This is a genomic window from Pseudomonas sp. TAA207, assembly GCF_001529285.1.
Classification (GTDB): Bacteria; Pseudomonadota; Gammaproteobacteria; order Pseudomonadales; family Pseudomonadaceae; genus Aquipseudomonas; species Aquipseudomonas weihenstephanensis.
In genome coordinates, this window is record NZ_LLWJ01000049.1 from 25,897 (window position 1) to 38,410 (window position 12,514).

Sequence of the window (12,514 nt, forward strand, 5' to 3'; positions counted from 1 at the left end):
TAAGATCCCGATGACTAGTTTGCATGCCGACGAGGCGTTTCTCGGTCACTTCCAGCTCAACCACGACCCTTTTGCCCCCCGGGTGCCTGGGTTCAAGTTTTTCCCGGCCCAGCGCAAACCGGTGTTGGGTCAACTGCATCACCTTGCCCGCTACAGCCAGTTGCTGCTGGTCGTTACCGGCCCTGAGGGCAGCGGCAAAACGTTGCTGCGTCAGGCGTTGGTCGCCAGTACCAACAAACAGTCGGTGCAAAGTGTGGTGGTGTCGGCCCGTGGCGCCGGTGATGCGGCAGGCGTGTTGCGCCAGATTGCGCAAACCCTCAACGTAGCCCATGCCGATGTCGGCTCGATTCTGGCGCAAGTGGTGCAATTGGCCCTCACCGGCCAAGAAGTCTACTTGCTGATCGACGATGCCGAGCAGCTCGATGACTCTGCACTGGAAGCCCTGCTGGCGCTGGCAGGCGGCACGCCCGAAGGCCGTCCGCATGTGTTCCTGTTTGGCGAGCCGTCGATGATTGCCGGGCTTGAGCAACTGAGCGCGGACGAAGAACGCTTTCACGTCATCGAATTGCAGCCTTACACCGAAGAAGAAACCCGCGAATATCTGGCGCAGCGCCTTGAAGGAGCGGGCGCCGGAATCGAACTCTTAAGCGCGCAACAGATCTCAGAGATACACGAAAGCTCCGATGGCTGGCCTGGCAACATCAATCAGGTCGCCCGCGATGCAATGATCGAAGCCATGATTGCCAGCCGCACAGCGGTCAAGCGTCCAAGTATGGGGTTCAACATGCCGAAAAAACACGTATTGGCCATTGGTGCCGTAGTGGTAGTGGCCGTCGCCGCCGCCATTCTGATTCCGGGTCGCGGCAAAACACCGACGGCGCCCACTGCCGAGCAAGCCCAATTGCCATTGGGCCAGGCCACACCTAACGGCGCTAACCCGTCGGTTGACTTCGCCGGCTCTTCGCAGCCTATGCCGCTGCCGCTGGTGGGTCAGTCGCAGCCAGTGATGCGTGGTCCTTTGGCGGAAGCAGCAGGCGGAATTTCTGAAGGCGATGACGGCGGCGTGCCTGCGGTCGAAGGTGGTGCCAATGTGCCGCCGACCGTGACCACCACTGCACCGCCTGTGGGTGTGCCAGCAGGCCCTGAGCCCGTGCCAACGCCTGCTCCTGCGCCACGTCCGGCCCCCGCGCCGGTTGTCGCCGCCAAGCCGACGCCAGCACCTGCTCCGGCAGCCAAGCCAGCACCTGCGCCAGCGGCCAAGCCTGCAGCCAAACCAGCCGAAAAACCGGTGACTCTGGCCAAAGCAGCACCGGGTGGTAGCTGGTACAGCAGCCAGCCAGCGGGTAATTATGTAGTCCAGATCGTGGGCACCAGCTCCGAAGCGTCTGCGCAAAACGTCGTCAAAGAAGTAGGCGGCGACTCCCGTTACTTCAAAAAAATGCTCAACGGCAAACCGTTGTATGTCGTGACTTACGGCAATTTCTCAAGCCATGCCGCGGCCACCGCCGCTATCAAGAGCTTGCCAGCGAAGATTCAGGCTGGTAAACCTTGGCCTCGCACTGTCGCCAGCGTCCAACAAGAACTGGCAGCCGCTCGTTGATGCCCCGGCGACCTTACCCAGGTCGCCGTGCTTCACACCTAACATTCCTGCTTGCGCATGCGGCTTTTCAAGCCGTGTGCCTTGTGGTGTCTGCGCCTTGTGGCAGTCAACATCAAAAATGTTTTGACTAGCACAAGTAATCTCTTTAAACCTTTCATAAATGCGACACGAATGTACGGTTAATCGCCGCTTAATTTGTGGGTGTTTCTGGCGGTGTGTAGAATGACCACCCTTTTGCCCCTGCCAAGCTGGCGTACGTTCAGCGCGGGAAGCAAGTGGTTGAATTAAAAAGAAATTTGCCCCTTTTTGGGGCAGCCTGGTGAGAAAGTGTCTATGAAAGCAGGTCTGTACCACCCCGACGAATTCAAGGATAACTGTGGTTTCGGCCTGATTGCCCATATGCAGGGCGAACCCAGTCATACCCTTTTACAAACAGCCATTGAGGCACTGACCTGCATGACCCACCGCGGTGGGATCAACGCAGACGGCAAAACCGGCGACGGTTGTGGCCTGCTGATTCAAAAGCCTGATCTGTTCTTGCGTGCAGTCGCCAAAGAACAGTTCGGTGCCGATTTACCCAAGCAATACGCGGTCGGCATGGTGTTTTTCAACCAGGACCCGATCAAGGCCCAAGCGGCCCGCGACAACATGAACCGCGAGATTCTCGCGGCCGGCCTGCACCTGGTGGGCTGGCGCAAAGTACCGATCGACACCCGCGTGCTGGGTCGTCTGGCGCTGGAGCGTTTGCCGCAGATCGAACAAGTGTTCATCGCAGGCGATGGCTTGAGCGATCAGGACATGGCGATCAAGCTGTTCAGCGCTCGCCGTCGTTCGTCCGTGGCCAATGCCGCCGACACCGATCACTACATTTGCAGCTTTTCCCACAAGACCATCATTTATAAAGGCCTGATGATGCCGGCGGACCTCACCGCTTTCTATCCGGACCTGAGCGATGAGCGCCTGCAAACCGCAATCTGCGTGTTCCACCAGCGCTTCTCCACCAACACCCTGCCGAAATGGCCGCTGGCCCAGCCCTTTCGCTTTCTTGCCCACAACGGCGAAATCAATACCATCACTGGCAACCGCAACTGGGCGCTGGCTCGTCGCACCAAGTTCGCCAACGACCTGATCGGCGATTTGGACGAACTCGGCCCGCTGGTCAACCGTGTGGGTTCTGACTCCTCCAGCATGGACAACATGCTGGAGCTGATGGTCACTGGCGGCATCGACCTGTTCCGTGGCGTGCGCATGCTGATACCCCCTGCGTGGCAAAACGTTGAAACCATGGACCCCGACCTGCGGGCGTTCTATGAGTACAACTCCATGCACATGGAGCCGTGGGACGGCCCGGCGGGCGTGGTCATGACCGACGGTCGCTACGCCGTTTGCCTGCTCGACCGTAACGGCCTGCGCCCGGCGCGTTGGGTGACCACCACCAATGGCTACATCACCATCGCCTCGGAAATCGGCGTGTGGAACTACCAGCCAGAAGACGTGATCGCCAAAGGTCGCGTCGGCCCCGGCCAAATTCTGGCGGTAGACACCGAAACCGGTCAGGTGCTCGACACCGATTCCATCGACAACCGCTTGAAGTCGCGCCATCCGTACAAGCAATGGCTGCGCAAGAATGCCCTGCGCATTCAGGCCACCATTGATGACCATGACCACGGTTCGGCGTTTTACGACGTCGACCAGCTCAAGCAGTACATGAAGATGTATCAGGTCACGTTCGAGGAGCGCGACCAAGTGCTGCGCCCGCTCGGCGAGCAAGGCTACGAAGCCGTCGGCTCGATGGGCGACGACACGCCAATGGCGGTGTTGTCCCAGCGTGTGCGCACCCCGTATGACTACTTCCGCCAGCAGTTCGCGCAGGTCACCAACCCGCCCATCGACCCGTTGCGCGAAGCCATCGTCATGTCGCTGGAAATCTGCCTTGGTGCCGAGCGCAACATTTTCCAGGAATCCCCTGAGCACGCTTCGCGCGTGATCCTCAGCTCGCCGGTCATCTCGCCTGCCAAGTGGCGCTCGCTGATGAACCTCGACCTACCGGGTTTCGAGCGTCAGATCATCGACCTCAACTACGACGAGAGCCTTGGGCTGGAAGCCGCGGTGCGCAACATTGCGGACCAGGCCGAAGAAGCGGCCCGCGCGGGCCGTACCCAGATCGTGCTGAGCGACCGTCATATCGCGCCGGGCAAATTGCCGGTTCACGCGTCGCTGGCTGTGGGCGCGGTGCATCACCGCCTGACTGAAAAAGGCCTGCGTTGCGACAGCAACATCCTGGTCGAAACCGCCACTGCCCGTGACCCGCACCACTTTGCCGTGCTGATCGGGTTCGGCGCTTCGGCGGTGTACCCGTTCCTGGCCTACGAAGTGCTGGGTGACCTGATCCGCACCGGTGAAGTGCTGGGCGACCTCTACGAGGTGTTCAAAAACTACCGCAAAGGCATCACCAAGGGCCTGCTGAAAATTCTGTCGAAGATGGGCATTTCGACCATCGCCTCGTACCGTGGCGCGCAGTTGTTTGAAGCCATTGGCTTGTCTGAAGAAATCTGCGACATGAGCTTTCGCGGCGTACCAAGCCGTCTCAAGGGCGCCCGGTTTGTCGACCTTGAAGCCGAGCAGAAACTGTTGGCGGCCGAAGCCTGGAGCGCGCGCAAACCGATCCAGCAAGGCGGCCTGCTCAAATACGTGCACGGCGGCGAATACCACGCCTACAACCCGGACGTGGTCGCCACCCTACAAGCGGCTGTGCAACAAGGCGACTACAACAAGTTCAAGGAATACACCGCTCTGGTCGACAAGCGCCCGGTGTCGATGATCCGCGACCTGTTGCAGGTCAAAACCCTCGACACGCCGCTGGCCATCGACCAGATCGAGCCGCTGGAATCGATCCTCAAGCGTTTCGACTCGGCCGGTATCTCGCTCGGAGCATTGTCGCCCGAGGCCCATGAAGCCCTGGCCGAAGCCATGAACCGCTTGGGCGCGCGCTCCAACTCCGGTGAAGGCGGCGAAGACCCGGCGCGCTACGGCACCATCAAAAGCTCAAAAATCAAGCAAGTGGCCACCGGCCGTTTCGGCGTAACCCCCGAATACCTGGTCAACGCTGAAGTGTTGCAAATCAAAGTCGCGCAAGGCGCCAAGCCGGGCGAGGGCGGGCAACTGCCGGGCGGCAAGGTCAACGGCCTGATTGCCAAATTGCGTTATGCCGTACCGGGCGTGACCCTGATTTCGCCACCGCCGCACCACGACATCTACTCGATTGAAGACTTGTCGCAGCTGATTTTTGACTTGAAACAGGTCAACCCCAAAGCGCTGGTCTCGGTGAAGCTGGTGGCAGAAGCGGGCGTGGGCACCATCGCCGCAGGCGTGGCCAAGGCCTATGCCGATCTCATCACCATCTCCGGCTATGACGGCGGCACCGGCGCTTCGCCGCTGACCTCCATCAAGTACGCAGGCGCACCGTGGGAGCTGGGTCTGGCTGAAACCCACCAGACCCTGCGCGGCAACGACCTGCGCGGCAAAGTGCGGGTGCAGACCGACGGCGGCCTGAAAACCGGCCTCGATGTGATCAAAGCGGCGATTCTGGGTGCCGAAAGCTTCGGCTTCGGTACGGCGCCGATGATCGCACTGGGCTGCAAATACCTGCGTATCTGCCACCTCAACAACTGCGCCACCGGCGTGGCCACGCAGAACGAATCACTGCGCAAAAACCACTACATCGGCACGGTCGACATGGTGGTCAACTTCTTCACCTACGTGGCCGAAGAAACCCGCGAGTGGCTGGCCCGGCTCGGCGTGCGCAGCCTCGAAGAACTGATCGGGCGCACCGACCTGCTGAACCTCCTGCCGGGCGAAACCGCCAAGCAGCAGCATCTGGACCTGACGCCGCTGTTGGGCAGCGACCATATCCCGGCGGACAAACCGCAGTTCTGCCAAGTGGAGCGCAACCCGCCGTTCGATAAAGGGCTGCTGGCCGAGCAAATGCTCGACATGGCACGTTCGGCCATCAACGACCTGAGCGGTGCCGAGTTCGACCTCGATATCTGCAACTGCGACCGTTCCATCGGTGCCCGCATCTCGGGTGAAATCGCCCGTGCCCACGGCAACCAGGGCATGGCCAAGGCGCCGGTCACATTCCGCTTCAAAGGCACTGCGGGTCAGAGCTTTGGTGTGTGGAACGCCGGTGGTTTGAACCTCTACCTGCAAGGCGATGCCAACGACTACGTAGGCAAAGGCATGACGGGCGGCAAGCTGGTGATCGTGCCGCCGACCGGCAGCGTGTACAAAACCCAGGACAGTGCGATTATCGGCAACACCTGCCTGTACGGCGCCACTGGCGGCAAACTGTTTGCGGCGGGCACCGCGGGCGAGCGCTTCGCCGTACGTAACTCCGGTGCTCACACCGTGGTTGAAGGCACCGGCGATCACTGCTGCGAATACATGACGGGCGGCTTTGTCTGCGTGTTGGGCAAAACCGGTTACAACTTCGGCTCAGGCATGACTGGCGGTTTCGCCTACGTGCTGGATCAGGACAACACCTTCGTCGACCGCGTTAACCACGAACTGGTGGAAATCCAGCGCATCAGCGGCGAAGCGATGGAGGCGTACCGCAACCATCTGCAACACGTGCTGGACGAATACGTCGAGGAAACCAACAGCGAGTGGGGCCGTAATCTCTCGGAAAACCTCGATGATTACCTGCGTCGTTTCTGGATGGTCAAGCCCAAGGCTGCCAGCTTGAAATCGCTGCTTTCCAGCATCCGTGCCAACCCGCAGTGATATGCGCCTGAATAGTGTGATGAGGTTTTAACCATGGCTGAACGTCTGAGTAACGACTTCCAGTTCATCGATGTCGGGCGCAAAGATCCGAAGAAGAAACTGTTACGTCAACGCAAAAAAGAGTTCGTGGAGATCTACGAACCGTTCAAACCCCAGCAGTCGGCCGATCAGGCCCACCGCTGCCTGGGCTGCGGCAACCCATACTGCGAATGGAAATGCCCTGTGCATAACTTCATTCCCAACTGGCTCAAGCTGGTGGCCGAGGGCAACATCCTCGCCGCCGCCGAGCTGTCGCACCAGACCAATACCCTGCCCGAGGTGTGCGGCCGGGTGTGCCCGCAAGACCGCCTGTGCGAGGGTGCCTGCACCCTCAATGACGGTTTTGGCGCCGTGACCATCGGCTCGGTCGAGAAGTACATCACCGACACCGCTTTCGCTATGGGCTGGCGCCCGGACATGTCCAAGGTCGTACCGACCGGCAAGCGAGTGGCCATCATTGGTGCTGGGCCTGCGGGCCTGGGTTGCGCTGACGTGCTGGTGCGCGGTGGGGTGACCCCGGTGGTGTTCGACAAAAACCCGGAAATCGGCGGCCTGCTGACCTTCGGTATTCCCGAGTTCAAGCTCGAAAAAACCGTGCTCAGCCATCGGCGTGAAGTCTTTACCGGGATGGGGATCGAGTTCCGCCTCAACACCGAAATCGGCAAAGACATCAGCATGCAACAGCTGCTGGAAGAGTACGACGCGGTCTTCATGGGCATGGGCACCTACACCTACATGAAAGGGGGGTTTGCCGGTGAAGACCTGCCGGGCGTGCATGATGCGCTGGATTTCCTGATCGCCAACGTCAACCGCAACCTGGGCTTTGAAAAGTCGCCGGACGATTTCGTCGACATGAAAGGCAAAAAGATCGTGGTACTGGGGGGTGGCGACACGGCGATGGACTGCAACCGCACCTCCATCCGCCAGGGCGCCAAGTCTGTGACCTGTGCCTATCGTCGTGACGAAGCCAACATGCCCGGCTCGCGCAAAGAGGTGAAAAACGCCAAGGAAGAAGGCGTCAAGTTCCTCTATAACCGTCAGCCGATTGCCATTGTGGGTGAAGGTCGCGTCGAAGGCGTGAAGGTGGTTGAGACCCGTCTGGGCGAGCCGGATGCGCGTGGCCGCCGTAGCCCGGAGCCGATTCCGGGGTCAGAAGAAATCATTCCGGCAGATGCGGTGATCATCGCGTTCGGTTTTCGCCCAAGCCCTGCGCTGTGGTTTGAACAGTTTGAGATCCAGACCGACAGCCAGGGCCGCGTGATTGCGCCTGAGCAGTCGCAGTTCAAGCACCAGACCAGCCACCCGAAGATTTTTGCCGGTGGCGACATGGTGCGTGGCTCTGACCTGGTGGTGACCGCGATCTTCGAAGGCCGTACGGCGGCCGAAGGGATCATGGATTATTTGGGGGTCTAAAAACCCTCTCCCAAAGGGAGAGGGTATTGACTGGGTGTACCGCAGATTTATGCAACGCCATAAAACAGCTCGCTCTCCCTTTGGCAGAGGGTTGGGGTGAGGGCAAAGCGTCACCCCAAACGCGGCAAATCGCCCCTATAGATAAAAGGCACGGCTCTTGCCGTGCCTTTTGCGTCCGTCTCTGAGAAAATGCCCCCACTTTTTTTCCGGATGCTGACATGACTGATCTCAAGAATGACCGTTTCCTTCGCGCTTTGCTCAAGCAACCCGTAGACGTAACGCCTGTCTGGATGATGCGTCAGGCCGGTCGCTACTTGCCGGAATACCGCGCCAGCCGCGCCAAGGCCGGTGATTTCATGAGCTTGTGCAAGAACGCCGAGTTCGCCTGCGAAGTCACCATGCAGCCTCTGGACCGTTTCCCGCAGCTCGATGCCGCGATTCTGTTTTCCGACATCCTGACCATCCCCGACGCGATGGGCCAAGGCCTGTACTTCGAAACCGGCGAAGGCCCGCGTTTCAAAAAGGTGGTCAGCACCCTGGCCGACATCGAAGCGCTGCCAATCCCTGATCCGCAAAAAGACCTCGGCTACGTGATGAACGCGGTCAGCACCATCCGCAAAGAACTCAACGGTCGCGTGCCGCTGATCGGCTTCTCCGGCAGCCCGTGGACGCTGGCCACTTACATGGTTGAAGGCGGCTCGTCCAAAGACTTCCGCAAAACCAAAGCCATGCTCTACGACACCCCGCAGGCCATGCACTTGCTGCTCGACAAGCTGGCGCAGTCGGTGACGTCGTACCTCAACGGGCAGATTCTTGCCGGTGCGCAAGCGGTGCAAATCTTCGACACCTGGGGCGGTAACCTGTCGTCGGCGGCGTATCAGGAGTTCTCCCTGGCTTACATGCGCAAAATCGTCAGCGGCCTGATCCGCGAGCACGAAGGCCGCAAAGTACCGGTCATCCTGTTCACCAAAAACGGTGGACTGTGGCTCGAAAGCATCGCCGATGCAGGCGCCGACGCACTGGGCCTGGACTGGACCTGCGACCTGGGCGAAGCCCGCCGTCGCGTGGGTAACAAAGTCGCGCTGCAAGGCAACATGGACCCCACCGTGCTCTACGCCAACCCCGAAGCCATCCGCACCGAGGTTAAACGCATTCTGGCCAGCTACGGCAACGGTTCGGGCCACGTGTTCAACTTGGGCCATGGCATCACCCCGGAAGTTAAACCGGAACACGCAGGGGCCTTCATCAGCGCCGTGCATGAGTTCTCGGGGCAATACCACCAGTAAGTAGCGGTACGCAAAAGGCCCGGTTCTCGTTAGAGACCCGGGCCTTTTTTATGGCGGGTTGAAAGCTCAGGCGTTCTTCACATTTCCCGGCAACGCGGGCAGTTTGGCCAGGTGCAGTGCCACTAGCAGGGCAATCACCAACAAACCGCCGATAAACAGACCAATGCCGTTCCAGCCCGCGAGGTGCCAAAACACCCCGCCCAAGGTTCCGGCCACGCTCGAGCCTGCGTAGTAGCTGAACAGGTACAGCGACGACGCTTGGCCCTTGGCCTTGGTGGCGCGCCGGCCAATCCAGCTGCTGGCCACCGAGTGCGCGCCAAAGAAACCAAACGTGAACAGCAGCATGCCGATGACCACGAACGCGATTGGTTCCAGCAGGGTCAGGGCAATCCCGGCCAGCATCAGCACGATGACCGCCCACAGCACTTTGCGGCGCCCCAGTTTGTCCGCCAGCGCGCCAATTTGCGCCGAGCTGTAGATGCCCGACAGGTACACGATGGACAGCAAGCCCACCACGGCCTGGTTCATGTTGTACGGGTCGGCCAGCAGGCGATAGCCGATGTAGTTGAACAGCGTCACGAAGCTGCCCATCAGCAGGAACGCTTCGAGAAACAGCCACGGCAACCCGGCGTCGCGAAAGTGCATGGTGAAGCCGTCAAGCAGGCTGCGTGGGTTCATGGCCCGTGGGCGGAAGTTGCGCGATTCGGGAAGGATTTTTACGAACACCAGCGCCGCCACCAGTGCCAGCCCGCCGATCACCAGCATCGCCGTGTGCCAGCTCACAAAGTCAATCAATACGCCGCTGATCAAACGCCCGCTCATGCCGCCAATCGCGTTGCCGCCGATGTACAACCCCATCGCCAGCCCGATGTGCTGCGGGTGAATTTCTTCACTCAAATAGGTCATCGCCACTGCGGCCAGACCACTGAGCGATAAACCCACCAACGCCCGGGTGATCAGCACGCCTTCCCACGTCGGCATCAAGGCACTGAGTACGGTAAAAGCGGCGGCTGAAAACAGCGCAAACACCATCACCGGTTTACGCCCAAAGGCGTCAGAAATAGGCCCGGTTACCAGCAGACCAATGGCCAGCATCGCGGTGGCGACCGACAGGATCAGGCTGCTTTGCGCTGCATTGATCCCGTATTCATGGGACAGCACCGGCATCATCGGCTGCACGCAATACAGCAGTGCAAAGGTCGCAAACCCGCCCGAGAACAACGCCAGCACCGTGCGCATAAACATCGGTGTGCCTTTTTCGATAAACACGTCATTGAGTTCAGCGACAACATCATCCAGCGCAGAAGGCGGGACTTCGTGGGCGAGCGGGGCAACAGCAGTTTTCACGGGAGACCTCAAAAAACACGTAAAGCCGGGCGGCAATGGCAAAAGAATATAGGCGGCTAACGATTCTTTCCAATATATTGTTCGACCTGTTTGATAGGTTTTACGACTCAATGGAGCCTGTATGGAACTGCGTCATTTGCGCTACTTCATCGCCGTCGCCGAAGAGCTGCACTTTGGCCGTGCGGCTCAGTTACTGGGCATCTCCCAACCGCCGCTGAGCCAGCAAATACAGGCGCTGGAGCAGGAGTTGGGTGCGCGATTGTTCGAGCGCACCAACCGGCGCGTTGCACTCAGCGAAGCGGGACGATTGTTTTTGGAAGAGGCGCGCGTGGTGCTGGCGCAGGTCGATAAAGCCGCCGATGTGGCGCGGCGCGCGCAGTTGGGTGAACTGGGCGAATTAAAGATCGGCTTCACCTCATCGGCCCCGTTCAGCTCCAGCATCCCGCAGGCGATCTTTGCCTTTCGTCAGGCTTTCCCCGCCGTGCACTTGAACCTCAAAGAAATGAGCAGCCGCGAAGTCGCCGAAGGGCTGGTGGATGAGTCCATCGAAGTGGGCATGATGCGCCCGCTGGTATTGCCCGATTCGCTGCATGCCGTGGAATTGTTCCGCGAGCCGTTGGTCGCCGTGATTCGCGCTGACCACCCGTTGGCCGAAGGCAGTGAAGAGGGCTTGCACCTGGCGGCGCTGGCCGAAGAGCCGTTTGTATTCTTTCCGCGCAGTTATGGCAGCGGCTTGTACGCGCAGTTGCTGAGCCTGGCCCGGCAAGCCGGGTTCAGCCCGCATTTTTCACAGGAAGCCGGCGAGGCCATGACCATCATCGGGCTGGTGTCGGCGGGGTTGGGCGTGTCGGTTTTACCTGCGTCGTTCCAGCACATGCGTATCAAAGGCGTGGTGTATCGGGCATTGCTCGACCCGGATGCCAACACCGCCGTGTGGCTGGTGCAACGCAAAGGTCAGCACTCACCGATGGCCCATGCGTTTGCCGACCTGCTAACACGCAAAACCGTCCCCAACATCCCGTAGGCGCTGGTGCAGGCTGCGATCTTTCTTAAGGTCAAAAGATCGCAGCCTGCGGGAGGCACGGCAAGGCCGTGAGAGTACAGCGTATCTACGAGGTCTTAGTTCACCTTCGCCAGATCACCCTTCAGCGCCACGCCCGCGATGACCGCGCCCGCATGGCATTCGTAGGTTTTAGGGTCTTTGCGTTCGTTGCGTTTGTAGAAGCTGGCGATGTTGGTCACAGCGTTGGCCCCGACTTTTTTCGCCGCTTCGTGCATTGTGATCAGCGCCGATTGCAGGGCCCAAGAACAGGCTTGTTCGTCGCTTTTGTTGAAGGCGTTGGTCTTTTTGTTGGTCACAGCGCCCGGGCTGACCACGGTGACTTTGCCGCGTGGCGTGTTGCCTGCCAGGTAGAACTTGACGCTGCCGTCGATTTTGCCGGTGCTGATGGCTTCGGTCACCACCTGGTCAAATGGCAGGTACAGCGCGGTATCACGCGCCTGACTCACGGCTGGCAGGGTGCACAGCAGCAGGGTGGTGGCAGCGGCCAGAGTTTTGAATTGCATTGAAGTCTCCTTGACGTCAAAAAGGTGTGTTATTGCGGTTTTGCCAAAGCCGATTGCGACAGCTGTTGAGCGGTCTGTTCGTTCTGGTGGTCTTTCAACTCACGCAGGATGCCTTTGTCCAACAGGCGCACCCAACGGATGTAATTCTTGTGAATCTTGCCGTCCTTGTAGTCCAGGCCGCTGCTGTCGCGGTACTGGATACGGTAGTGGTCGGCGCTGTACGGGATGTCAATTTCGGCGTGGTATTGGCCGCGTACGGTAATGTGCGCCTGCACCAACTGCGGGGTGATTTTCTGTACCGTCCATTGGCGCGCGACCAGGGTTTTGACGATGGCGTGCTGCATGCTCGCCCGGTCGGTCTGGATCGACACCGGCACGCTGCGGTCGGGCGTGAGCAGGCGTTTGCTGCTGCACGACACTGTGCTCAGCAGCGCCAGGGCGATCAGGGTTGCGCGTAACAGGTAAGGCATTCCATTGACTC

General features: G+C 59.9%; 8 protein-coding genes. 5 read left to right on the plus strand and 3 right to left on the minus strand.

Annotation, left to right across the window (positions count from 1 at the left end; all coding sequences use genetic code 11):
• The first annotated feature begins 10 nt into the window (after positions 1-10).
• The 4 genes from AP059_RS02595 (at position 11) to hemE (ending at position 9,120) form a co-directional block, all read left to right on the plus strand.
• Positions 11-1,600, plus strand: coding sequence for an AAA family ATPase (locus AP059_RS02595; protein WP_059761765.1), 1,590 nt, complete (start codon positions 11-13; stop codon positions 1,598-1,600).
• Positions 1,601-1,933: 333 nt separating this feature from the next.
• Entirely contained in the window at positions 1,934-6,382 is a 4,449-nt protein-coding gene (gltB, locus tag AP059_RS02600; RefSeq protein WP_059761766.1) for a glutamate synthase large subunit, read from the plus strand.
• A gap of 33 nt (positions 6,383-6,415) precedes the next feature.
• A complete protein-coding gene (locus AP059_RS02605; RefSeq protein WP_059761767.1) occupies positions 6,416-7,834 on the plus strand; it encodes an FAD-dependent oxidoreductase in 1,419 nt (472 codons plus the stop codon).
• A gap of 218 nt (positions 7,835-8,052) precedes the next feature.
• On the plus strand, positions 8,053-9,120 hold the full coding sequence (hemE, locus tag AP059_RS02610) for a uroporphyrinogen decarboxylase (protein WP_048364541.1): 1,068 nt from the start codon (positions 8,053-8,055) through the stop codon (positions 9,118-9,120).
• A 66-nt stretch (positions 9,121-9,186) separates the two neighbouring features.
• Here hemE and AP059_RS02615 read toward each other — a convergent pair whose 3' ends face one another.
• Entirely contained in the window at positions 9,187-10,419 is a 1,233-nt protein-coding gene (locus AP059_RS02615; RefSeq protein ID WP_426247737.1) for an MFS transporter, read from the minus strand.
• A 169-nt stretch (positions 10,420-10,588) separates the two neighbouring features.
• Here AP059_RS02615 and AP059_RS02620 point away from each other — a divergent pair, with 169 nt between their 5' ends.
• Positions 10,589-11,491, plus strand: a complete 903-nt coding sequence (locus AP059_RS02620; RefSeq protein ID WP_059761769.1) for a LysR family transcriptional regulator — start codon at positions 10,589-10,591, stop codon at positions 11,489-11,491.
• Positions 11,492-11,586: 95 nt separating this feature from the next.
• Here the strand turns inward: AP059_RS02620 and AP059_RS02625 are convergent, their stop codons facing one another.
• Positions 11,587-12,033, minus strand: coding sequence for a hypothetical protein (locus AP059_RS02625; protein ID WP_059761770.1), 447 nt, complete (start codon positions 12,031-12,033; stop codon positions 11,587-11,589).
• A gap of 29 nt (positions 12,034-12,062) precedes the next feature.
• The gene (locus tag AP059_RS02630; RefSeq protein ID WP_048364537.1) at positions 12,063-12,503 is read right to left on the minus strand and encodes a hypothetical protein; all 441 of its coding nucleotides are present in this window, start codon (positions 12,501-12,503) and stop codon (positions 12,063-12,065) included.
• Between the last annotated feature and the right edge of the window lie 11 nt (positions 12,504-12,514).